Source organism: Metapseudomonas resinovorans (genome assembly GCF_002003485.1).
Classification (GTDB): domain Bacteria; phylum Pseudomonadota; class Gammaproteobacteria; order Pseudomonadales; family Pseudomonadaceae; genus Metapseudomonas; species Metapseudomonas resinovorans_D.
Genome location: NZ_BDMA01000092.1, coordinates 1 through 23,719, shown reverse-complemented (window position 1 = coordinate 23,719; position 23,719 = coordinate 1). Strand labels below are relative to the sequence as shown.

The window sequence follows — 23,719 nt, the reverse complement described above, 5'->3', positions numbered from 1 at the left end:
TCTCCCTGGCTTCCTTCCCGGACGGAAGGGGGCGCAATTTCTGGAGGCACTATGATCGTTCGTCCCGTACGCAGCGCCGACTTACCGGCCCTGATCGACCTGGCGCGCAGCACTGGCGCAGGCCTGACCACGCTGCCGGCCAATGAGGAGCGCCTGTCGCATCGCGTCGGCTGGGCGGAGAAGGCATTCCGTGGAGAGGCCGAGCGTGCCGACGCGGACTACCTGTTCGTTCTCGAGGACGACGATGGCACCGTCATCGGCATTTCCGCCGTGGCAGGCGCCGTCGGTCTGCGCGAGCCCTGGTACAACTACCGGGTCGGCCTGACCGTCAGCGCCTCCCAGGAACTGCATATCCACCGGCAGATCCCCACCCTGTTCCTGGCCAATGACCTGACCGGCAACTCCGAACTCTGCTCGCTCTTCCTCCATGCCGGTCATCGCAGCGGCCTGAACGGTCGCCTGCTGTCCAAGGCGCGATTCCTGTTCATCGCCGAGTTCCCGGAGCTGTTCGGTGACAAGGTGATCGCCGAGATGCGCGGCATGTCCGACGAGCATGGCGTTTCCCCGTTCTGGGAAAGTCTGGGGCGGCACTTCTTCAAGATGGAGTTCTCCCGCGCCGACTACCTTACCGGCGTCGGCAATAAGGCCTTTATCGCCGAACTGATGCCCCGGTTCCCGCTGTACACCTGCTTCCTCTCCGAAGCGGCGCGCAACATCATCGGCCGCGTGCACACCGACACCGAGCCGGCATTGGCCATGCTCAAGGGCGAGGGCTTCAGCTATCAGGGCTACGTCGACATCTTCGACGCCGGCCCGGCTATCGAATGCGAAACGTCGAAGATCCGCGCCGTGCGCGACAGCCAGAGCCTGGTGCTCGCTGTCGGTACGCCGGGCGATGACGCGACGCCTTTCCTGATCCATAACCGCAAGCGCGAAGACTGCCGCATCACCGCTGCGCCGGCCCGCCTGGCTTCCGGCACCCTCGTGGTGGACGCACTGACGGCCAAGCGCCTGAAGCTCTCTGCCGGTGCCTCGGTTCGCGCTGTTCCGCTGTCGGCCAAGGAGTCCGTATAAATGAGCACTCATTTCATTGCAGGTAATTGGCAGGCAGGGCAGGGCGAAGCCTTCGATTCGTTGAACCCGGTGACTCAGTCGGTCGTTTGGTCCGGCCAAGGTGCCAGCGCCGTCCAGGTGGACGAAGCCGTGAAGGCCGCCCGTGCAGCGTTCCCGGCCTGGGCACGTCGCCCGCTGGAAGAGCGCATTTCCATTCTTGAGCAGTTCGCGGTGGCGCTGCGCAGCCATGCCGATGAACTGGCCCGCTGCATCGGCGAAGAAACCGGCAAGCCGCTGTGGGAGTCGGCCACCGAAGTGACCAGCATGGTCAACAAGGTCGCGATCTCGATCCAGAGCTACCGTGAGCGCACCGGCGAGAAAAGCGGCCCGCTGGCTGACGCCACTGCGGTGCTGCGCCACAAGCCCCACGGCGTGGTGGCGGTGTTTGGCCCCTACAACTTCCCCGGTCATCTGCCCAACGGCCATATCGTTCCGGCCCTGCTGGCGGGTAACGCGGTGATCTTCAAACCCAGCGAGCTGACCCCGAAAGTCGCCGAACTGACAGTGAAATGCTGGGTCGAGGCGGGCCTGCCGGCCGGCGTGCTCAACCTGGTACAGGGTGCCCGTGAAACCGGCATCGCCCTGGCTGGCAACACGGGCATCGACGGTCTGTTCTTCACCGGCTCCAGCCGCACCGGCAATCTGCTCCACCAGCAGTTCGCCGGCCGCCCGGACAAGATCCTCGCCCTGGAAATGGGCGGCAACAACCCGTTGGTGGTGGATCAGGTCCAGGATGTGGACGCTGCCGTCTACACCATCATCCAGTCGGCCTTCATTTCTGCAGGTCAGCGCTGCACCTGTGCTCGCCGCCTGCTGGTGCCCGAAGGCGCCTGGGGCGATGCCCTGCTGGCGCGCCTGGTGAGCGTTGCCAGCACCATCAAGGTTGGCGCTTTCGACGCCCAGCCCGCACCCTTCATGGGTTCGGTGGTTTCCCTGGATGCGGCGCGCCACCTGCTCAAGGCCCAGGACCATCTGATCGCGGGCGGTGCTTCGGTGCTGCTGGCCATGTCCCAGCCGCTGGAGAACGCGGCACTGCTGACTCCGGGAATCCTCGACGTCACCGCCGTGGCGGATCGTCCGGATGAAGAGTTCTTCGGCCCGCTGCTGCAGGTGATCCGCTACAGCGATTTCGACGCGGCGATTGCCGAGGCCAATGCCACCCAGTACGGCCTGGCCGCCGGCCTGCTGTCCGATTCCGCCGAGCGCTACCAGCAGTTCCTCATCGAGAGCCGTGCCGGCATCGTCAACTGGAACAAGCAACTGACCGGCGCTGCCAGCAGTGCGCCCTTCGGTGGCGTCGGCGCCTCCGGCAACCACCGCGCCAGCGCCTATTACGCCGCTGACTATTGCGCCTATCCGGTGGCCTCGCTGGAAAGCGAAACCCTTGCCCTGCCTGCAACCCTTACTCCAGGAGTCAGCCTGTGAACGCCTATGAAGTGAACTTCGACGGACTGGTCGGCCCGACCCACAACTACGGTGGTCTGTCCTACGGTAACGTCGCCTCGCAGAGCAACAGCCAGGCGGTTTCCAATCCGAAGGAAGCGGCGCTGCAGGGCCTGGGCAAGATGAAGGCGCTGATGGAGATGGGCTTCAAGCAGGGCGTGTTCGCGCCGCAGGAGCGCCAGGACGTCGCCGCCCTGCGCAGCCTTGGCTTCGCCGGCACCGATGCGGAAGTCATCGCCAAGGCCGCCAAGGAAGCCATGCCGCTGCTGGCGGCCTGCAGTTCCGCCTCCAGCATGTGGACCGCCAACTCCTGCACGGTCAGCCCCAGCGCCGACACAGTGGATGGCCGCGTACACTTCACCGCCGCCAACCTGAACTGCAAGTTCCACCGTTCCATCGAGCATCCGACCACCAGTCGCGTGCTCGGCGCGATGTTCGCCAACGACAAGTTCTTCGCCCACCATGCCGCGCTGCCGGCGGTAGGCCAGTTCGGCGACGAAGGCGCGGCCAACCACACCCGGTTCTGCAAGGGCTACGGTGAGGCGGGCGTCGAATTCTTCGTCTTTGGCCGTAGCGCCTTTGACAGCCGTTTCCCGTCTCCGCAGCGTTACCCGGCGCGACAGACCCTGGAAGCCTGCCATGCGGTCGCGCGCCTGCATGGGCTGGGTGCGGAGGGTGTGGTCTACGCTCAACAGAACCCGGCGGTGATCGACCAGGGCGTGTTCCATAACGACGTGATTTCGGTGGGTAACGGCGAGGTGCTGTTCTACCACGAGGATGCCTTCCTCGAGACCGACAAGGTGCTGGCCGAGCTGGATACCAAGCTGGGCAAGCGTGGTGGTCGTTTCCAGGCGGTTCGCGTGCCGCGCAGCGCGGTGGGCGTGGAGGACGCGGTGCGTTCCTACCTGTTCAACAGCCAACTGCTCACCCGCGCCGATGGAAGCATGCTGCTGATCGTTCCGGAAGAATGCCGTGGCAATGCCAACGTCTGGAACTACCTGAATGAGCTGACCTCGGCGCAGGGGCCGATCCGCGAAGTGAAGGTCTTCGACCTCAAGCAGAGCATGCAGAACGGCGGTGGCCCGGCTTGCCTGCGTCTGCGCGTGGCACTCAAGGAAGACGAACTGGCGGCGGTGAACCAGGGGGTGATCATGACCCCGGAACTCCACGCCACCCTGAGCACCTGGGTCGAAAAGCACTATCGCGACCGCGTCAGCGAGTCCGACCTGGCTGATCCGCAATTGCTGGTGGAGTGCCGGACGGCATTGGATGAACTGACGCAGATCCTTAAACTGGGCGCTGTTTATCCCTTCCAGCTCAACTGAGAAACCTGAAATGTCCGACGCCCTGCAGCTCATCCTCGAAGATACCGACGGCACCCAGCTCGAAACCTCTTGCACCCGCTTCGCCGTCGTCTGGCAGGGCAAGGAAGTCTGGATCCAGCAGGCCGGCAATGGCCAGTTGCTGATCGGCGTGGACGTGGAGGAGGGCGACACCGAGTACGCCAACCTGCTGCTGCGCCCGCTGGCCACTAACCTGGTCAGCCTGCAGCTGGAAATGGAACCGGCCGACGCCGCTGGCGACGACGATGACCATGTACATGGTCCCGACTGCGATCACGATTGAGGTAACAGGATGCTAGCCCTCGGAAAACTGCTCGAACTGACCCTCGCCGGCCGCGAGCCGACCGAGAAGATCCAGCTGACATCCGGGGGCGTGCGGTTGCACTGGCTGGGGGAGGGGGCGCTGGACGTCACTCCGCCGGCCGCCGAAGACAGTGGGCTCGACCTGATCCTTTCAGCCGGTGTGCACGGTAACGAGACCGCCCCGATCGAACTGCTGGACCGCCTGGTCCAGGCCATCGCGCGCGGCCAGTTGAAGCCGCGTACGCGCATTCTGTTCCTGCTGGGCAATCCCGAAGCCATTCGTCGCGGCGATCGCTTCGTCGAGCAGGACATCAACCGCCTGTTCAATGGTCGACATGCCGAGTCCAGTGGCTTCGAAGCCATGCGCGCCGGTGAGCTGGAGCGCTACGCCGCTGCCTTCTTCAGCAAGCCTGACCGCTCGCGCCTGCACTACGACCTGCATACCGCCATCCGTGGGTCGAAGATCGAACAGTTCGCCCTCTATCCCTATGTCGAAGGCCGCGAGCATTCGCGCAGGGAACTGGCCCGCCTGCGCGACGCCGGTATCGATGCCGTGCTGCTGCAGAACAAGACCGGCATCACCTTCAGCTCCTATACCTACGCGCGACTGGATGCCGAGGCCTTTACCCTGGAACTGGGCAAGGCGCGTCCGTTCGGCAGCAATGCGGAGGTCAACCTCGACCGACTCGAGGCGCGCCTGCATGCGCTGATCGAAGGCCGCGAGCCGAAGGCCGACGGCGAAAGCCTGGATGGCCTGCAACTGTTCTCGGTATCGCGCGAGATCATCAAACACAGCGAGTCCTTCCAACTGCACCTGGCGCCGGATATCGAGAACTTCAGCGAGCTGCCCGTAGGCTACCTGCTGGCCGAGGACATCGCCGGTACGCGTTGGGTGGTGGAAGAGCAGGGCGCACGGATCATCTTCCCCAATCCCAAGGTGAAGAACGGCCTGCGGGCCGGGATCCTCATAGTGCCTGCCGACGTCTGAGAACCTGACCACGATCTGCTCGCGAGACCGTGAACAGGTTCTACGCCTTTCTTTCCATCTGTACCTGTACCCGCACGGGGCCGGGATTTAGGATCGCGCCCTTCGCCCATCCAAGGAGCCCGGCATGAGCCTGATCGACCTGCGTAGCGACACCGTCACCCAACCCACAGCTGGTATGCGCGAGGCCATGCAGCGCGCCGAACTGGGCGACGATGTCTATGGCGAAGACCCTACCGTCAACCGCCTGGAAGCCAGCCTGGCCGAGCGCCTGGGCTTCGAGGCCGCGCTTTTCGTACCGACCGGCACCATGAGCAACCTGCTGGGCCTGATGGCCCATTGCGAGCGCGGCGACGAGTACATCGTCGGCCAGCAGGCGCATACCTATAAGTACGAAGGTGGCGGCGCCGCCGTGCTGGGCTCCATCCAGCCCCAGCCCATCGAAGGCGAAGCGGACGGTAGCCTGGATCTTTCCAGGGTCGAGGCTGCCATCAAGCAGGACGATTTCCATTTCGCCCGCACTCGTCTGCTGGCGCTTGAAAACACCATGCAAGGCAAGGTCCTGCCTCTGGACTACCTGGCTGCTGCCCGGGAACTGACCCGTCGTCGCGGCCTGGGCCTGCACCTGGATGGCGCCCGCTTGTACAACGCGGCGGTGAAGCTGGGTGTGGATGCCCACGAGATCACCCGGCATTTCGACTCGGTTTCCGTCTGCCTGTCCAAGGGCCTCGGGGCGCCGGTGGGTTCGGTGCTCTGTGGCAGTGCGGGACTGATCGCCAAGGCTCGGCGCCTGCGCAAGATGGTCGGTGGCGGCATGCGCCAGGCCGGCCTGTTGGCGGCGGCGGGGCTTTATGCACTGGATCACCAGGTGGAACGCCTGGCGGAAGACCATGCCAACGCCGAGCGTCTGGGGACGGGCCTGCGTGAACTGGGCTACAGCATCGAGCCGGTACAGACGAACATGGTTTACGTGCAGATCGGCGACCAGGCTCGCGCGCTGGGCGACTTCCTGGCGGGTCGCGGCATTCGCGTCAGTCCTGCCGCGCGCTTGCGACTGGTGACCCACCTGGACGTGCAAGCCGCCGATATTCCCTCTGTGATCGAGGCTTTTGCCGCCTTCCGGCAAGCCTGATCGGATGGCGCGCATAAATAGCCGCCATCTATCGCACAAAGAGACTATCCCGCTGGCGCAGGGCCGATATAATGCGGCCCTTTGCCGGTGATTCGTATGCCCGTCGCCAGACGGCTTCGAGTTTCGCGCGCAACGTGGGAAACAGGCGTTAAATGCCGGGATATTCTTGAGAACCTGCTGCTTTTTCGCCGATTTCCGCTTGCCGCCCTTCGCCGATAACGATTAGCACCCGCCGTCGTGGCCGCAGTTTCCGTGGAAGAACCTATGAAAAGCGCAGAAATCCGTGAAGCCTTCCTGAGCTTCTTCGAAGAGAAGGGGCACACCCGTGTCGCTTCCAGCTCCCTGATTCCGGGCAACGACCCGACCCTGCTGTTCACCAACGCGGGGATGAACCAGTTCAAGGACTGCTTCCTTGGTCTGGAAAAGCGCGCCTACACCCGTGCCACCACCAGCCAGAAATGCGTCCGTGCCGGCGGCAAGCACAACGACCTGGAAAACGTCGGCTACACCGCGCGCCACCACACTTTCTTCGAAATGCTGGGCAACTTCAGCTTCGGTGACTATTTCAAGCGTGATGCCATTCACTACGCCTGGGAATTCCTCACTGGCGACAACTGGCTGAAGCTGCCGAAGGACAAACTCTGGGTCACCGTCTACGCCACTGACGACGAGGCCTACGAAATCTGGACCAAGGAAGTCGGCGTGCCGGAAGAGCGCATGGTGCGCATCGGCGACAACAAGGGTGCCCCGTACGCCTCCGACAACTTCTGGGCGATGGGCGACACCGGTCCTTGCGGCCCGTGCACCGAGATCTTCTTCGACCACGGCCCGGAAATCTGGGGCGGCCCGCCCGGCTCTCCGGAAGAAGACGGCGACCGCTACATCGAGATCTGGAACAACGTGTTCATGCAGTTCAACCGCACCGCGGATGGCGTAATGCACGCGCTGCCGGCGCCGAGCGTGGACACCGGCATGGGCCTGGAGCGCATCAGCGCCGTGCTGCAGCATGTCCACTCGAACTACGAGATCGACCTGTTCCAGAGCCTGCTGAAGGCTTCCGCTGACGCCATCGGTTGCGCCAATGACGACGCGCCGTCGCTGAAAGTCGTGGCCGACCACATTCGTTCCTGCTCCTTCCTCATCGCCGACGGCGTGCTGCCTTCCAACGAAGGCCGTGGCTACGTGCTGCGCCGTATCATCCGTCGCGCCTGCCGTCACGGGAACAAGCTGGGTGCCAAGGGCGCCTTCTTCCACAAGATCGTCGCTGCCCTCGTCGGCGAAATGGGGGAAGCCTTCCCCGAGCTCAAGCAGCAGCAAGCGCACATCGAGCGCGTGTTGAAGACCGAAGAAGAACAGTTCGCCAAGACCCTGGAACAGGGTCTGCGCATCCTTGAGCAGGACCTGTCCGGCCTTTCCGGCACCGTTATCTCGGGCGATGTGGTGTTCAAGCTGTACGACACCTATGGCTTCCCGATGGACCTGACTGGCGACATCGCTCGTGAGCGCGGCCTGACCCTCGACGAGGAAGGCTTCGAGCGCGAGATGGACAAACAGCGCGAAATGTCCCGTGCCTCCAGCGCCTTCGGCATGGATTACAACGCCCTGGTCAAGGTCGACGCAGACACCGATTTCACCGGTTACGTCTGCACCCACGGCGACGCCAATGTCGTCGCCCTGTTCAAGGACGGCCAGGCCGTCGAGCAGCTGGCAGAAGGCGAGGAGGGCGTGCTGGTCCTGGATCGCACGCCGTTCTATGCCGAGTCCGGCGGCCAGGTGGGCGATTGCGGCTTCATCGCCGCAACCGGCTTGCGCTTCGACGTACGCGACACCACCAAGGCCGGTGGCGCCTTCCTGCACCACGGCGTGGTCGATCACGGCACCCTGCGCGTTGGCGCCGCTGTCACTGCTCAGGTGGATGCCACCGTTCGTCAGGCAACCGCCCTCAACCACTCCGCCACCCACCTGCTGCACGCTGCGTTGCGCCAGGTGCTGGGTGACCATGTCCAGCAGAAAGGCTCCCTGGTCGACAGTCAGCGCCTGCGCTTCGACTTCAGCCATTTCGAGGCCATCAAGCCCGAGCAGCTGAAAGCCCTGGAAGACATCGTCAACGCCGAAATCCGCAAGAACAGCGAAGTCGAGACCGAAGAGACTGACATCGACACCGCCAAGGCCAAAGGCGCCATGGCCCTGTTCGGTGAGAAGTACGGCGACCAGGTGCGTGTTCTGACCATGGGCGGCGATTTCTCCGTCGAGCTCTGCGGGGGTACCCACGTATCCCGTACCGGCGACATCGGCCTGTTCAAGATCACCAGCGAAGGCGGTGTCGCGGCCGGCGTGCGTCGTATCGAAGCCGTGAGTGGCGCTGCTGCCCTGGCCTACCTGAACGGTGCAGAAGAACAACTCAAGGAAGCCGCGGGCCTGGTCAAAGGCAGCCGCGACAACCTGCTGGATAAACTGTCTGCGCTCCTGGAGCGCAACCGCCAGCTCGAGAAAGAGCTGGAGCAGCTCAAGGCCAAGGCGGCCAGTGCTGCCGGCGACGACCTGGCTTCTTCCGCCGTCGATATCAAAGGCGTGAAGGTGCTGGCTGCGCGACTGGATGGACTGGACGGCGACGCGCTGCTGGCGCTGGTCGACCAACTCAAGAACAAGCTCGGCCGCGCGGTGATCCTGCTCGGCGGTGCGCTGGAGGGCAAGGTGACACTGGTCGCCGGTGTCACCCAGGACCTGACCGGCCAACTCAAAGCCGGCGATCTGATGAAGCAGGCCGCGGCGGCGGTTGGCGGCAAGGGCGGTGGCCGCCCTGACATGGCGCGTGGCGGCGGTACCGACGCTGCGGCCCTGGAACAGGCTCTGGCCCTGGCTGCACCGTTCGTCGAACAGGGCCTCTAAGGCCCGCCACCAACGGTCCGCCCCACGCCCGGCGGGCCTTGGCAGTGTTCTGCGTTGATTGTTTAATGGGCGCCCTTCACGGGATTAGGCGGCTTTTGAAATGGCTTTGATCGTACAGAAGTTTGGGGGGACCTCGGTCGGCACTGTCGAGCGCATCGAACAGGTGGCCGAGAAGGTGAAGAAGTTCCGCGAAGGCGGCGATGACATCGTGGTCGTGGTTTCCGCCATGAGCGGCGAAACCAACCGCCTGATCGATCTGGCCAAACAGATCAGCGAGCAGCCGGTACCGCGCGAATTGGACGTAATGGTCTCCACCGGTGAGCAGGTGACCATCGCCCTGCTGGCCATGGCGCTGATCAAGCGCGGTGTGCCGGCGGTTTCCTACACCGGCAACCAGGTGCGCATCCTCACCGACAGCGCCCACAACAAGGCGCGCATCCTGCAGATCGACGACCAGAAGATCCGTGCCGACCTCAAGGCTGGCCGCGTTGTCGTGGTCGCCGGCTTCCAGGGTGTGGATGAGCACGGCAACATCACCACCCTCGGTCGTGGCGGTTCCGACACCACCGGCGTAGCCCTGGCAGCGGCCCTGAAGGCCGAAGAGTGCCAGATCTACACCGATGTAGATGGCGTCTATACCACCGATCCGCGCGTGGTGCCCCAGGCCCAGCGCCTGGACAAGATTACCTTCGAAGAGATGCTGGAAATGGCCAGCCTCGGCTCCAAGGTGCTGCAGATCCGCTCGGTGGAGTTCGCCGGCAAATACAACGTCCCGCTGCGCGTGCTGCACAGCTTCCAGGAGGGTCCGGGCACCCTCATTACCCTTGATGAAGAGGAATCCATGGAACAGCCGATCATCTCCGGCATCGCCTTCAATCGCGACGAAGCCAAGCTGACCATCCGTGGCGTGCCGGACATCCCCGGCGTGGCCTTCAAGATCCTGGGCCCGATCAGCGCCGCGAATATCGAAGTCGACATGATCGTGCAGAACGTGGCGCACGATAACACCACCGATTTCACCTTCACCGTGCACCGCAACGACTACCAGAATGCCCAGCGCGTGCTGGAGCAGACCGCTAGCGAGCTCGGCGCCCGTGAAGTGATCGGCGACACCAAGATCGCCAAGGTCTCCATCGTGGGTGTAGGCATGCGCTCCCATGCCGGTGTAGCCAGCCGCATGTTCGAAGCCCTGGCCAAGGAGACCATCAACATCCAGATGATCTCCACGTCGGAAATCAAGGTGTCCGTGGTCATCGAAGAGAAATACCTCGAACTGGCGGTGCGTGCTTTGCACACTGCGTTCGAGCTGGACGCCCCGACCCGACAGGGCGAGTAAGGCAATTTTCAAAAGGCGCGGCTCACCCCGCGCCTTTTGTCGTTTTTGGCTGCTACGGTGGAACTTTCCTTTTGCCGGGGCTGGTCAATACTTGGGTGTAAGTTCCAGCGGCAGTTCGTGCTGGGGCCGTAACCATTTCTTTTTTGCAGACTGTTGTCCCGAAACGAATCCGTAAGGAGAAAGGAATGCTGATTCTGACTCGCCGGGTCGGAGAGACCCTGATGGTGGGTGACGATGTCACTGTGACCGTGCTTGGGGTGAAAGGTAACCAGGTGCGCATTGGTGTCAATGCTCCCAAAGAGGTTGCCGTGCACCGTGAGGAAATTTACCAGCGCATACAGAAAGAGAAAGACCAAGAACCAAGCCACTAATTTTTCTGCAATTTTTGGCTTTGCAAACGGGGAAAACATGGTTATCATGCGCCCCGTGTTGCGGAGAGGTGGCCGAGTGGCCGAAGGCGCTCCCCTGCTAAGGGAGTACACCTCAAAAGGGTGTCGGGGGTTCGAATCCCCCCTTCTCCGCCATTATTCAGTGTTGTAGGGATGGTTAAGCGCTAGATCGATAAGTTATTGAAACTTATCAAAAAAGCAGTTGACCGAAGCAAGAAAATCCCTATAATGCGCGCCCACAACGCACTCATAGCTCAGCTGGATAGAGTACCCGGCTACGAACCGGGCGGTCGGAGGTTCGAATCCTCCTGAGTGCGCCATCTTCAAAGATCCGCGGCATAGCCAGGGTCATGAAGAAACCAGCGGTGATCTGGTCTAAAAACACCAACTGCGCACTCATAGCTCAGCTGGATAGAGTACCCGGCTACGAACCGGGCGGTCGGAGGTTCGAATCCTCCTGAGTGCGCCATACCGAAAGGGCCTGCAGAAATGCAGGCCCTTTTCTTTTGCGCCTTTATTTTCCCTCTTTCACGCAGCCGTTCGTGTCGAATGCCACCTGGTAGCTGACGCCCTTCTTCGGCTTGTAGTGATAGCGCAAATTGCCATTGCTTCTGCTGATACGGTCCGGCTTTCCCAGAGCACTCTCGACATCCGCGCGGGTCATGCCGCTGCGAATCTGTTTGCGGATGATCGCCTTGCGCCTGTCCTGCGCTGAAATCATGTTGCCGCACACCTCCTCTCGTTCACCGACCACTACTATTTCCTGAAGACGTTCAGGGCTTTCCCATTTCTGAATCGGAAAATGCGAGTCGCTCCATTCGTTCTGTATCGGCTCGCTGCTCAAGAGATTTGGCGTTCGCGTGCGATGCTGTTCGACCTGGCTGTCCGGTGGGCAGCCATGCTGGTTGAAGCTTACGTTGCCCTCGGCGTCGCTACAGCGGAAGACCGATGCCGCGTTCAACGGGGGCTGCGGCCAGCAGGGCAGGGCGATGAGGATGAGTATCGAGAGTCGATTCATGGTGCCGTCTCCTTGGCATGGACGCTCGAGGGTATCCGCTGAATCTCCGCGCGCGGGCGTGTCCTACAGATGAGTGCCGTCGTCGCAGGAGGGTGAAGGCAATCCCAGCTTTGCGATGCAACCGATTGTTCTTTCCATGATTTGTAACGCGAGAGTCTAAAGGCGGTGTTATCATTGCGCGGTCAGCCCCGCCGGGGCATTCGGACAACCATCATGGACTTACCCAGTAGTTACTCAGAATCCCGATTGCACAATCGCGAAATGACTGTCTGACCCCTTCTGGCGTGCTCTGCCACTGGGGGTGGAGCGCGCTATATGACTGAAGTAGAAGCCAAAAAGCCGCAAGAGAGCCTGCAGGACCGCCTGGCCCAGGTAATCGAACTGCTGCATCGCCACAAGCTGGTGGAAGACCTGACGCATCGTCAGGAAGGCCAGCATCGCGACCTCGTTGAAAATCTCGTCCACCGCCAGAACCTCGCGGAACTGCAGCGCAAGCTGGACGAGCTGCACCCTGCCGACATCGCCCACATCCTCGAAGCCCTGCCACTCCAGGACCGTCTGACTGTCTGGCAGCTGGTCAAGGCCGAGCGCGACGGCGACATCCTCCTTGAAGTGTCCGATGCGGTCCGCGAAACGCTGATCGCGGACATGGACAATCACGAGCTGCTCGCGGCCGCCAAGGAGATGGACGCCGACGAGCTGGCCGACCTCGCGCCCGAACTGCCGCGGGATGTGATCCACGAGTTGATGGAGTCCCTCGATGCGCAGCAGCGTGAGCGTGTTCGCTCCGTGCTGTCCTACGAGGAAGACCAGGTCGGCGCGCTGATGGACTTCGAGATGGTCACCATCCGCGATGATGTGGCTCTCGAAGTGGTGTTGCGCTACCTGCGCCGTCTCAAGGAACTGCCCGGTCACACCGACAAGCTCTTCGTGGTGGATTACGACGGCGTCCTCCAGGGCGTGCTGCCCATCAAGCGTCTGCTGGTGAATGACCCGGACAAGGAAGTGGCCGAAGTGATGGCCACCGACCCGGTGAGCTTCCATCCGGATGAGGATGCCTATGATGCCGCGCAGGCGTTCGAGCGTTATGACCTGGTATCGGCGCCGGTGGTGGACAAGAACGGCAAGCTGATCGGCCGTCTGACCATCGACGAAATGGTCGACCTGATCCGTGAGGAAAGCGAGACCGAAGTGCTCAACATGGCCGGTCTGCGTGAAGAAGAAGACATCTTCGCCTCGGTGTGGAAGTCGGTCGGCAACCGCTGGGCCTGGCTGGCGGTCAATCTGGTCACCGCCTTCATCGCGTCCCGCGTGATCGGGTTGTTCGAAGGCTCCATCGAGAAGCTGGTAGCGCTCGCGGCGCTCATGCCCATCGTTGCCGGTATCGGCGGCAACTCGGGAAACCAGACCATCACCATGATCGTCCGCGCCATGGCCCTGGACCAGATGGGCCCCGGCAACACGTCGCGCCTGCTGCGCAAGGAATTGGGCGTTGCGCTGATCAATGGCCTGATCTGGGGTGGGGTGATTGGTGCCGTCGCCTATTACCTCTATGGCAACTGGTCGCTGGGCGTGGTGATGACCGGGGCGATGACCCTGAACTTGCTGTTGGCGGCGCTGATGGGCGTACTGATCCCAATGACGTTGACGCGTATGGGGCGCGACCCGGCGATGGGGTCGAGCGTGATGATCACAGCCATGACCGACAGCGGTGGCTTCTTCATCTTCCTGGGGCTGGCCACGCTCTTCCTGCTCTGACAATCGAACAAATGAAGAAGCCGCCTTAACAGGGCGGCTTCTTCGTTTTTGCGATCATCCCAGACGCAGTTCCGGAATCGCGGGCATGAAAAAACCGGCAGTCGCCGGTCTTTCATTCGATGCGGGTGGCCTCAGGATTCCTCGGCCGCCAGTTCCGCATCGTGGGCGATCAGGGCAACCAGGGCATTCTGCTGGCGCCGGGAGAGCTGACGGAAGCGCTGCAGCAGCTCGCGCTCGTGGAGGGTCAGCTCCGGGCTGTCCAGGCGCATGGAAACGCCTTCGTCCAGTGCGCCTTCCTGGAGCATGCTCTGCTCGAGGCGGGCGATTATTTCGGAGTTCATGCTGCGATGGTGATTGCGGGCCACGACAGCAATGCGCTCTCGCATACCCTCGGGGAGGCGAACGACGAATTTGTCAGCCGTGCGACTGGAATAGATAGCCTGTTTCATAGGGCGCATACATTCAACCGGTTAGTTCAGGAAAGCGATGCTGGCAATGAGCTGCAAGATTGTCACCGGTTTGACTGTTCTTAGCAGCAATTGTTCAACCAGTTTCGCGATTCGAATCGGTATGACCCTAAGGTCGGCAGAACGTTTCCTTGACGTCAAATTGGCGTCAGATTGTGATCATTATAGCGGCTTTTGGCCAGCACCAATTGTCCGAATTGCGAGTGCCTAAACACTTTCCAGACAATTCCCAAAGCTGCTTCCGCCGCTCTAGAACCTTCATTGACCACGGTCCGACAGCCGCATTGCCCCTCGAAGCCCCATTCACGGTCCATGAAGGCAGGATGATGCTGTCTGGCCATCATGCTAAAGGGTAGCTGCAGTTGTCAGACCATGCCCTGAGCAAAAGAATCCTTTGCGCCGTCATGAAAGCGGTTCAAAATTTTCATCTGTGAATTTCTTCAAAATCCGGCCGTGATCCAGGGCCATCTCCCCTTCCTCCAGGTGCACCCATGAAAGGCAGGCTCATCTACCTGATAGGCCCTTCCGGTTCCGGCAAGGACAGCCTGCTCGATGCCGTGCGAGAGCACGCGGGCGCGCACGGCTGCCGCGTAGCGCGCCGGGTCATCACCCGTTCTGCCGAAGCCAAGGGGGAGCTTGCCGAGGCGGTCAGTCCCGAAGCTTTCGCCGAGCGCGAGGAGCGTGGCGACTTCGCCATGAGCTGGTACGCCAATGGACTGTCCTACGGGATTCCGCGCCTGATCGACGACTGGCTGGAAGGAGGCGACGACGTGCTGGTGAACGGCTCCCGTGGCTACCTGCCTGAAGCCCGTCGGCGTTACCCGCACTTGCTGGCCGTGCTGCTGACGGTTGAAGACGAGGTACTGCGTCAGCGCCTGCACGCTCGCGGTCGTGAATCGGCGGAGGAGATCGAAGCCCGCCTGGCCCGTAACACCGGATTCGCCGACACCCTGCTGGCCGGCGAGAACGCCGACCTCTGCCTGCTGGACAATTCCAGCTCCCTCACCGAGACCTGCCAGCGCCTGCTGCAGCTCATCGAAGACCACCGCCCCATTGCCTGGCCAGACTCGGCCTGAGCCCCTCAGAACCTATTTACGATCTGCTGCGCGTCGGCCCTACGGCGTTAAAAACAGGCTGGGGCGCCAGCCCGGTCGGAATGCTCATTTACAGCTCGTAAACTCCGCTTCCTCGCCTGTTTTTGCCTTGCATGGCTCTAGCTCGCGAAATCGTAAACAGGTTCTTAATCCAGCGGCAGCTCCGTGGTGCGTTTGACCTCGCTCATGGCGATGTTCGAGTGCGCCTCCAGCACATGAGGCCGTTGCAGCAGTTGGTCCCGCAGGAAGCGTTCATAGCTGGCGATGTCCTTGGCCACCACCTTCAACAGGTAGTCCGAGCCGCCGGCCATGGTGTAGCACTCCAGCACTTCCGGATAGCCGACGATGGCCTCCTCGAACTCGGTGAGGTTGTTGCGGCCGTGGGCGGATAGCTTGATGTTGACGAACACCGTGATCGAGAAGCCCAGCAGCTTCGGATTGAGCAGGGCCACCTTGCGCTCGATCAGTCCTTCTTCCTGCATACGATGAATCCGCCGCCAACACGGTGACTGTGACAGCTCCACCCGCTCGGCCACTTCGGCGGCGGAGAGGTCGGCATCGTGTTGCAGCAGGCGCAATATCTTGCGGTCGATGGGGCTCAGAGTGTTCTGCATGAATCAGTCCGAAGTTTTGTTTTTGTTGGAAGGATCATGCGCAAGTCTGGCGTTGGAGCCCGAAAATAGAAAGAAAAAATCAGCACTGTCCGGTCATAGTCTTGGCACGCGTCCGACGCAGCGATCCTGCTTCGGGCTGAACACAAGATGGCACCCACCGTTGCCATCAAGGTCGCCATAAAAATAAAAGGAGCGCCTGCATGTCTCTGGCCGAGATCCGCCTGGATGACAAATACCGCCTCGAAACCGGTCACCTCTACCTCACCGGCACCCAAGCGCTTACCCGCTTGCCGATGCTGCAGAAGCAACGCGACAAGGCCCACGGCCTGAACACCGCCTGCTTCATCTCCGGCTATCGCGGTTCGCCCCTCGGCAACCTCGACAAGAGCCTCTGGGAAGCCAAGTCCTTCCTCAAGGAAAACCACGTCCACTTCCAGCCAGGCGTCAACGAAGAACTGGCCGCCACCGCTTGCTGGGGCAGCCAGCAGACAAGCCTGTTCCCGGGTGCCCGCTACGACGGCGTGTTCTCCATGTGGTACGGCAAGGGCCCAGGTGTGGATCGCTGCGGCGATGTCTTCAAGCACGGTAACTCCGCGGGCGTTTCGCCCCACGGCGGCGTGCTGCTGCTGGCCGGCGACGACCACGGCTGCAAATCCTCCAGCATCGCCAACCAGAGCGAGCACGCCTTCATCGGCGCCTCCATTCCCGTACTGAATCCGTCCAACGTCCAGGAAATCCTCGACTACGGAATCATCGGCTGGGAGCTGTCGCGTTACAGCGGCTGCTGGGTGGCGCTCAAGACCATCGCCGAGAACGTCGATTCCTCCGCGGTGGTGGAAGTGGACCCGCTGCGGGTCGAGGTGAAGATTCCGCAAGACTTCGTCCTGCCGGAAGACGGCGTGCACATCCGCTGGCCGGACCCGCCCCTGGCGCAGGAAAAGCGCCTGAACATGTACAAGATCTACGCCGCCCGCGCCTTCGCCCGCGCCAACAACCTCAACCAAGTGATGCTGGATTCGCCCAGCCCGCGCCTCGGCATCATCACCACCGGCAAGTCCTACCTCGACGTGCGCCAGGCCCTGAATGACCTGGGGCTGGACGAAGAACTGTGCGCCAAGGTCGGTCTGCGGGTGCTCAAGGTCGGCATGAGCTGGCCGCTGGAACCCGTTTCCGTCCACGAATTCGCCCAAGGCCTGGATGAAATCCTGGTGGTGGAAGAGAAGCGCAGCGTCATCGAGGATCAGGTCACCGGCCAACTCTACAACTGGCCCGTCGACAAGCGCCCGCGCGTCGTGGGCGAGTTCGACGAAGACGGCGTATCGCTGCTGCCCAACCTCAGCGAACTGACCCCGGCAATGATCGCCCGTGTCATCGCCAAGCGCCTGGCCCCGATCTACTCCAGCGAGCAGATTGAATCCCGCCTGGCCTTCCTCGCAGCCAAGGAAAAGGCCCTGGCCGCGCCCAAGCACACGACCACCCGCACGCCGCACTTCTGCTCCGGCTGCCCGCACAACAGCTCCACCAAACTGCCCGAGGGAAGCCGCGCCCAGGGCGGTATCGGCTGCCACTACATGACCCAATGGATGGACCGCAACACCGACACCTACACCCAGATGGGCGGGGAGGGCGCCACCTGGATCGGCCAGGCACCTTTCACCGATACCCCGCACATCTTCCAGAACCTGGGTGACGGCACTTACTTCCACTCCGGCCAGTTGGCCCTGCGCGCGGCCGTGGCCGCCGGGGTCAACATCACCTACAAGATCCTCTACAACGACGCCGTGGCGATGACCGGCGGCCAGCCCATCGACGGCGAGCTGCGTGTCGACCAGCTCAGCCATCAGGTCTTCGCCGAAGGCGTGAAGCGTATCGCCCTGGTCACCGACGAGCCGGAGAAGTACCCGACCCGCGATACCTTCGCGCCCATCGTCACCTTCCACCATCGCCGCGAACTGGATGCCGTGCAGCGCGAGCTGCGCGAGTTCCAGGGCGTGTCGGTGCTGATCTACGACCAGACCTGCGCCACCGAAAAGCGTCGCCGTCGCAAGCGCGGCAAGCTGGTGGACCCGGCCAAGCGCGCGTTCATCAACCCGGCCGTGTGTGAAGGCTGCGGCGACTGCAGCGTCAAATCCAACTGCCTGTCCGTGCTGCCGCTGGAAACCGAACTGGGCCGCAAGCGCCAGATCGATCAGAACGCCTGCAACAAGGACTTCTCCTGCGTCGAAGGCTTCTGCCCAAGCTTCGTCACCGTGCATGGTGGCAGCCTGCGCAAGCCCGAGGCCGCCGGTGCCAAGGCGCTGTTCGTGGCGCTGCCAGAACCGCGCCAGCCGAGCCTGGAGCGTCCCTGGAACATCCTCCTGCCGGGCGTTGGCGGCAGTGGCGTGACCACCGTCGGCGCGCTACTGGGCATGGCCGCCCACATCGAAGGCAAGGGCTGCACCGTACTCGACCAGGCCGGCCTGGCGCAGAAGTTCGGCCCGGTGATCACCCACATCCGCATCGCCGCCAAGCAGGACGACATCTACGCCGTGCGCATCGCTGCCGGCGAGACCGACCTGCTGCTGGGTTGCGATCTGGTGGTGGCCGCCAGCGAAGAGGCCTTGGCCAAGCTCAACGACCGCATCGCCCACGCGGTGGTCAACAGCCATGAGGCCGCAACCGCCGAGTTCACCCGCAATCCCGATGCCCAGGTGCCCGGCCAGGCCATGCGCGACGCGCTGGCAGAAGCGGTCGGCAGTGCCAAGACCCACTTCGTCGACGCCACCCGCCTGGCCACCCGCCTGCTCGGCGACAGCATCGCCACCAACCTGTTCATGCTCGGCTACGCCTACCAGCGCGGCCTGGTGCCGATCTCCGCCGAAGCCATCGACAAGGCCATTGATCTCAACGGCGTGTCTGTCACCCTCAATCAGCAGGCGTTCCTCTGGGGCCGCCGTGCCGCCCACGACCTCGTGGCGGTGGAAAAGCTGGCCAAACCGGCTGAAGTGGAAGCACCGCGCTGCGAAACCCTGGAAGAAATCATCCAGCACCGCGCCGATCACCTGCGTGCCTACCAGAACGCCGACTACGCCGAGCGTTACCGCGCACTGGTGGAACGCGTGCGTCAGGCCGACAGCGGTGAAGACAAGGCCCTGAGCCGCGCCGTTGCTCGCTACTACGCGAAGTTGCTGGCCTACAAGGACGAGTACGAAGTGGCGCGCCTCTACAGCGACGACGCCTTCCGCAAGCAACTCGAGGCCCAATTCCAGGGCGACTACCACCTGGAGTTCCACCTGGCCCCGTCCTGGCTGGCCAAAGCCGATCCGCTCACCGGCGAACCGCGCAAGCGTCGCTTCGGCCCGTGGATGCTCAAGGCCTTCGGCGTGCTCGCCGGCTTCAAATTCCTGCGCGGCAGCGCGTTCGACCTCTTTGGTTACAGCGAAGAACGCAAGCTCGAACGCAAGCTGATCGCCGAGTACGAAGCCACCGTTGATCTGCTCATCAAGGAATTGAAGCCGAGCAACTACGCCGCCGCTGTCGCCCTCGCCGAACTGCCGGAGCAGATCCGTGGCTACGGCCCGGTGAAGGAACGTGCCCTGGCCAAGGTCCGCGAGCAGGAGAAGCAGCTCCGCACCCGCCTCACCGCCAGCGAAATCCAGGTGCTGCACCTGTTCGACCCGGCTGCCTGAACTCAATTACGCCCCCCGACCTCCCCCCTCTCCCGCTTGCGGGAGAGGGGCCGGGGGAGAGGGTGCTCTTCGACTTGAAACACGCCAACACCGATTCGAGGTACATCCATGTCCGTCTTCACCCACGTCGAGTTCGATCATCACGAGCAGGTGGTCTTCGGCCACGACAAGGCCAGCGGCCTCAAAGCCATCATCGCCGTCCACAACAGCAACCTCGGCCCGGCCCTGGGCGGCTGCCGCATGTGGCCTTACCTGAACGACGAACAGGCCCTGCGCGACGTGCTGCGCCTGTCCCGTGGCATGACCTACAAGTCCGCCCTGGCCAACCTGCCGCTGGGCGGCGGCAAGGCCGTGATCATCGGCGACCCGCACCGCGACAAGAGCGAGGCGCTGTTCCAGGCCATGGGCGATTTCGTCGACAGCCTGGGTGGCCGCTACATCACCGCCGCCGACTCCGGCACCGGCGTCACCGAGATGCGCATCATGGCCGAACGCAGCCGCCACGTGGCCGGCGCCGGCACCCGCGAAGCCTTGGGTGGCGGCGTGCGTGACGGCAACCCCTCGCCGTCTACCGCTTACGGCACCTTCGTCGGCATCCGCGTGGCGGCAAAGCATCGCCTTGGCCGTGACGACCTGACCGGCCTGCGCGTGGCCATCCAGGGCGTCGGCCAGGTGGGCTTCAGCCTGGCGCAGTACCTCAAGGAGGCGGGTGCCCAGCTCTGGGTCTGCGATATCCACGAAGCCAACGCCCGCAAAGCCGCCGAGCAACTGGGCGCCCAAGTGGTGGGGCAGAACGAAATCTACGGCCTCGATGTGGACGTCTTCGCGCCGTGCGCCATGGGCGGCATCATCAACCCGCAGACCCTCGAAGCGCTGCGCGCACCCATCATTGCCGGCGCCGCCAACAACCAACTGGCCGATGCGGGCCTAGCCGAGGAACTGCGCCGTCGCGGCACCCTCTATGCCCCGGACTACGCCATCAATGCTGGCGGCATCATCGACGTCTGGTACGAGCGCAGCAACGGCAGCGAAACGGCGCTGCGCCAGCATGTCGAAGGCATCGGCGAGACCCTGCGGGAAATCTTCGTTCGCGCCGACAGCGAAGGCCGCGCCACCACCGCCGTGGCTGATCGCCTAGCCGAGGAGCGCTTCGGCCGCTGAGGTGAATGCCTCGCGGGACACTGATCCCGCGAGGCATGACAAAACGCGCGGACGTCGCTAACATGCCGGCCGTCCTCCGGACCTTGCCAGCAACTGGCAAGCCCCGCGTCCCAGTAGCTCAATTGGATAGAGCATCCCCCTCCTAAGGGGAAGGTTGGTGGTTCGAACCCACTCTGGGACGCCAATAAAATCAAGGGTTACAGCTCGTTCGCGGTATCTATCAGCTGAGCTCGTGACAGCAGGGTGACAGCGCGAAGTATCGGCACCCGTCACGCATCTGAGTCGCCGATGCGCAGAACGGTGGTGCTGCATTCGGCGTGATGGGCCGTTGCTCGGATACCCAGACCAGCCTTCAGTAACTCAGCGACGCGCTTGAGTAGATCGGCCCCCCACGGACGCCCTTTGTACTTCCCTTCAGCCTTCGCCTTGTCAATGCCCGGAGCCTGACGCTCGCGGCGCTGTTCATAGTTCTTGGTCGCGATGACCGCCATCATCTCCACCAGCATCGAGCTGATGGCGCCATGACACGACTGGCGAACTCGTCAGCCTTGGTGTGCGCCATACCCTGGTGGCTGGTGAGGAACTGCGCGGCTGGCTTGTGGCCTGCCTTGTTTTCGATGCGGGTCGCGCAGAATGAGGGTGTTGGCTGCTTGGCGCTCTTTGTTCCCCCATTTGTTCCCCGCGTGATGCTCTCCTCCCACCCATACAACTGCCTGCTCGCGCCGTGCTTGGCGATTCAGTCAGCAACTCGGCTAGGGGCCTGGCTGGATCGGTAGACGCGTCAGGTTCGGCTAACAGCGAACCTTCCTCGACCCAACCAAACAGCTTGGGCGGGTTGTTGGTCGCAGAATAGGTTTGAGGGCTGATCAAAAAGACGAGAACAGCCGCCGCGAGTCAGCGAAACCTCGAACCTGCCATAGGGGAGTCCACCAGAATGCCTGGGGCGCACTCTGCGCGAGGGCAGCCCGACCTGATGCATCCCCTACTGCTTGTGGCCTCGCCCCACATGCGAAGAATGCTCTTCAGCCTGATGACTCTCGCTAATGGTGAGCTGGTGAAGGATTTGGCAAGCGGCGGCCTCTCGGCCTTCAGAGCAGCTTTGTCTCAGTTCGATCAGTTGCGTCTGCAGCGCCTGCAGGCTGGCAATGCGCGCCCTCACGTGTTCGATATGCTCATCGACCAGTTCATTGACACCGGCGCAATTGCTGGTCGGATGGTCCCGAAAACCCAGCAACTGGCGAATTTCTTCCAGCGTCATGTCGAGCGTTCTGCAGTTGCGAATGAACGCCAGCCTCTCGACATGCGCCTGGGTGTAGAGCCGGTAGTTCCCGTCACTTCGATCTGGCGCGGGGAGCAGGCCTTCGCGCTCGTAATACCGGACCGTCACGACCTGGCAGTTCGCCATTTTTGCCAACTCGCCAATTTTCATCGCCGTCCCCAAACAAAGGCTTGACCCTATAGTGGCTATAGGGTGTTCACTGCGCAATAGCAGAGGAGATGCCCCAATGGCTAATTGTTGCGACGACACCCCCAAGGCTGGTTCCTGTGGCAGCGCGCCGACACCGAGTTGCTGCGACGCGGTTTGCTCAGCGCCTTCGGAACGAACCGGTCAGTTGAGCACATTCCGCATCGAGCAGATGGACTGCCCCACGGAAGAAGCGCTCATTCGGAGCAAGTTGGAGAAAATCCCGGAAGTGCAGGAGCTGCAGTTCAATCTGCTGAACCGCACTCTTGCTGTCCAGCACGCATCGCTGTCGCCTCAAACCCTTGTCGAGGCCATCGCGTCCGTAGGCATGCGGGCGGAACCCCTGGCGGCCACCGCAACTACGCGGGTGGCGATCGCGCAGATGGACTGCCCTACCGAGGAACGGCTGATCACCGACAAGCTGTCGGGGATACCGGGCATCGCAGCCCTGCAGTTCAACCTGCTGCAACGCACCCTCACGATCAGCCATGAGCCGGACGCGCTTGCGCCGGCGTTGAGTGCTATTCGAGAGCTCGGCTTCACTCCCCAACTGGAAGCAGAGGCAAAAGCGTCGACCGAAGCATACTCGCCTGTAAAAGGCCACTGGTGGAGGCTGGGGCTGTCGGGGGTGGCGGCAGCCTCGGCAGAGATTCTCCATTTCACCCAGTTGGTGCCCGAATGGGTGGTGGCGGTCATCTCCGTTGCCGCTGTGCTGCTTTGCGGACTGGCCATCTATAAGAAAGGCTGGATCGCCCTCAAGAATCGCAATCTCAACATCAACGCCCTGATGAGCATTGCCGTTACGGGCGCAATTCTGATTGGACAGTGGCCCGAAGCGGCCATGGTCATGTTCCTTTTTGCGGTCGCCGAGCTAATCGAAGCCAAATCCCTGGATCGCGCGCGCAATGCCATTCGTGGCCTGATGGACCTCGCGCCCGAGAAAGCGACCGTCCAGCAAGTCGATGGAAGTTGGGTAGAAACGGACGTGGCCAGCGTCGCGATCGGCAGTCGGGTCCGGGCGCGCCCCGGCGAACGCATCAGCCTCGACGGCGAGGTGGTCAGGGGGAACTCGACGATCAACCAGGCTCCTATCACCGGCGAGAGCCTGCCCGTGGAGAAGACCGTGGGCGATCCGGTGTTTGCCGGCACCATCAACCAGGCCGGGGAACTGGAGTATCGGGTCACCGCAGAAGCCAGCCATTCCACCCTGGCGCGCATCATTCATGCGGTTGAAGAGGCCCAAGGGGCTCGTGCCCCGACCCAGCGATTCGTTGATCAGTTCTCCCGCATCTACACGCCAGCCGTGTTCGTTTTCTCGCTGGCCGTAGCAATCCTGCCGCCCTTGCTGATGGGCGGCGAGTGGTTCGAGTGGATCTATCGGGCACTGGTACTCCTGGTGGTGGCCTGCCCTTGCGCGCTGGTGATCTCGACCCCAGTCACCATCGTCAGCGGCCTGGCGGCAGCTGCCCGCAAAGGCATTCTGATCAAGGGCGGTGTGTACCTGGAAAGCGGTCGCAAGCTCACCCACTTGGCCTTGGACA

Annotated in this window: 18 protein-coding genes, 4 tRNA genes and 1 pseudogene; 18 read left to right on the top strand and 5 right to left on the bottom strand. The window is 62.7% G+C overall.

Annotated features, from left to right (window positions below):
- Positions 1–51: 51 nt before the first annotated feature.
- The 12 genes from astA to MnOB_RS25815 all read left to right on the top strand — a co-directional run bounded on the left by astA (position 52) and on the right by MnOB_RS25815 (position 11,402).
- Complete coding sequence (gene astA / locus MnOB_RS25870) at positions 52–1,074, top strand: arginine N-succinyltransferase (RefSeq protein ID WP_077527397.1); 1,023 nt, start codon at positions 52–54, stop codon at positions 1,072–1,074.
- Positions 1,075–2,538 (top strand): succinylglutamate-semialdehyde dehydrogenase, encoded by a 1,464-nt coding sequence (gene astD / locus MnOB_RS25865; RefSeq protein ID WP_077527396.1) that lies wholly within the window; start codon positions 1,075–1,077, stop codon positions 2,536–2,538.
- Positions 2,535–3,881, top strand: coding sequence for an N-succinylarginine dihydrolase (gene astB, locus MnOB_RS25860; protein WP_077527395.1), 1,347 nt, complete (start codon positions 2,535–2,537; stop codon positions 3,879–3,881). Before astD ends, astB begins: the two co-directional genes overlap by 4 nt.
- A gap of 10 nt (positions 3,882–3,891) precedes the next feature.
- Entirely contained in the window at positions 3,892–4,182 is a 291-nt protein-coding gene (locus tag MnOB_RS25855; RefSeq protein WP_077527394.1) for a topoisomerase II, read from the top strand.
- 9 nt (positions 4,183–4,191) lie between these two features.
- Complete coding sequence (astE, locus tag MnOB_RS25850; RefSeq protein ID WP_077527393.1) at positions 4,192–5,190, top strand: succinylglutamate desuccinylase; 999 nt, start codon at positions 4,192–4,194, stop codon at positions 5,188–5,190.
- A 124-nt stretch (positions 5,191–5,314) separates the two neighbouring features.
- Positions 5,315–6,319: a low-specificity L-threonine aldolase gene (ltaE, locus tag MnOB_RS25845; RefSeq protein ID WP_077527392.1), complete on the top strand. Its 1,005-nt coding sequence runs from the start codon at positions 5,315–5,317 to the stop codon at positions 6,317–6,319.
- A 264-nt stretch (positions 6,320–6,583) separates the two neighbouring features.
- Complete coding sequence (alaS, locus tag MnOB_RS25840) at positions 6,584–9,208, top strand: alanine--tRNA ligase (protein ID WP_077527391.1); 2,625 nt, start codon at positions 6,584–6,586, stop codon at positions 9,206–9,208.
- 100 nt (positions 9,209–9,308) lie between these two features.
- Positions 9,309–10,544: an aspartate kinase gene (locus MnOB_RS25835; protein WP_077527390.1), complete on the top strand. Its 1,236-nt coding sequence runs from the start codon at positions 9,309–9,311 to the stop codon at positions 10,542–10,544.
- A 185-nt stretch (positions 10,545–10,729) separates the two neighbouring features.
- Complete coding sequence (gene csrA / locus MnOB_RS25830; protein ID WP_003283978.1) at positions 10,730–10,915, top strand: carbon storage regulator CsrA; 186 nt, start codon at positions 10,730–10,732, stop codon at positions 10,913–10,915.
- 62 nt (positions 10,916–10,977) lie between these two features.
- Positions 10,978–11,068 (top strand) — tRNA-Ser (locus MnOB_RS25825).
- 108 nt (positions 11,069–11,176) lie between these two features.
- A tRNA-Arg gene (locus tag MnOB_RS25820) sits at positions 11,177–11,253 on the top strand.
- A 72-nt stretch (positions 11,254–11,325) separates the two neighbouring features.
- Positions 11,326–11,402: transfer RNA gene (locus MnOB_RS25815), tRNA-Arg, on the top strand.
- A 45-nt stretch (positions 11,403–11,447) separates the two neighbouring features.
- On the opposite strand, the gene MnOB_RS25810 is transcribed toward MnOB_RS25815, so the two are convergent.
- Positions 11,448–11,951, bottom strand: coding sequence for a DUF4124 domain-containing protein (locus MnOB_RS25810; protein ID WP_077527389.1), 504 nt, complete (start codon positions 11,949–11,951; stop codon positions 11,448–11,450).
- Positions 11,952–12,266: 315 nt separating this feature from the next.
- On the opposite strand from MnOB_RS25810, the gene mgtE reads away from it, so the two are divergent.
- Positions 12,267–13,709 carry a magnesium transporter gene (gene mgtE / locus MnOB_RS25805; RefSeq protein WP_077527388.1) on the top strand — a complete coding sequence of 481 codons (1,443 nt, stop codon included), beginning with the start codon at positions 12,267–12,269 and terminating at the stop codon, positions 13,707–13,709.
- Positions 13,710–13,840: 131 nt separating this feature from the next.
- On the opposite strand, the gene MnOB_RS25800 is transcribed toward mgtE, so the two are convergent.
- The gene (locus MnOB_RS25800; RefSeq protein ID WP_041770386.1) at positions 13,841–14,167 is read right to left on the bottom strand and encodes an Arc family DNA-binding protein; all 327 of its coding nucleotides are present in this window, start codon (positions 14,165–14,167) and stop codon (positions 13,841–13,843) included.
- A gap of 500 nt (positions 14,168–14,667) precedes the next feature.
- Between MnOB_RS25800 and phnN the strand changes: the two genes are divergently transcribed.
- A complete protein-coding gene (gene phnN / locus MnOB_RS25795) occupies positions 14,668–15,252 on the top strand; it encodes a phosphonate metabolism protein/1,5-bisphosphokinase (PRPP-forming) PhnN (protein WP_077527387.1) in 585 nt (194 codons plus the stop codon).
- Between the two features lie 164 nt (positions 15,253–15,416).
- Here the strand turns inward: phnN and MnOB_RS25790 are convergent, their stop codons facing one another.
- On the bottom strand, positions 15,417–15,884 hold the full coding sequence (locus tag MnOB_RS25790) for an Lrp/AsnC family transcriptional regulator (protein ID WP_077527386.1): 468 nt from the start codon (positions 15,882–15,884) through the stop codon (positions 15,417–15,419).
- Positions 15,885–16,084: 200 nt separating this feature from the next.
- Here MnOB_RS25790 and MnOB_RS25785 point away from each other — a divergent pair, with 200 nt between their 5' ends.
- The 3 genes from MnOB_RS25785 to MnOB_RS25775 all read left to right on the top strand — a co-directional run bounded on the left by MnOB_RS25785 (position 16,085) and on the right by MnOB_RS25775 (position 20,897).
- On the top strand, positions 16,085–19,552 hold the full coding sequence (locus tag MnOB_RS25785) for an indolepyruvate ferredoxin oxidoreductase family protein (RefSeq protein ID WP_077527385.1): 3,468 nt from the start codon (positions 16,085–16,087) through the stop codon (positions 19,550–19,552).
- A 108-nt stretch (positions 19,553–19,660) separates the two neighbouring features.
- The gene (locus tag MnOB_RS25780; protein WP_107504134.1) at positions 19,661–20,713 is read left to right on the top strand and encodes a Glu/Leu/Phe/Val dehydrogenase dimerization domain-containing protein; all 1,053 of its coding nucleotides are present in this window, start codon (positions 19,661–19,663) and stop codon (positions 20,711–20,713) included.
- Positions 20,714–20,820: 107 nt separating this feature from the next.
- Positions 20,821–20,897: transfer RNA gene (locus MnOB_RS25775), tRNA-Arg, on the top strand.
- An 85-nt stretch (positions 20,898–20,982) separates the two neighbouring features.
- On the opposite strand, the pseudogene MnOB_RS25770 reads toward MnOB_RS25775, so the two are convergent.
- Together MnOB_RS25770 and cadR are read right to left on the bottom strand one after the other, a co-directional pair.
- Positions 20,983–21,296 (bottom strand): annotated as a pseudogene (locus MnOB_RS25770) (recombinase family protein); the annotation flags it as partial.
- A 399-nt stretch (positions 21,297–21,695) separates the two neighbouring features.
- Positions 21,696–22,142 (bottom strand): Cd(II)/Pb(II)-responsive transcriptional regulator, encoded by a 447-nt coding sequence (gene cadR, locus MnOB_RS25765; protein ID WP_077527384.1) that lies wholly within the window; start codon positions 22,140–22,142, stop codon positions 21,696–21,698.
- 208 nt (positions 22,143–22,350) lie between these two features.
- Here cadR and MnOB_RS25760 point away from each other — a divergent pair.
- A partial coding sequence (locus MnOB_RS25760) for a heavy metal translocating P-type ATPase (protein WP_234358338.1) occupies positions 22,351–23,719 on the top strand: 1,369 nt, incomplete at its 3' end.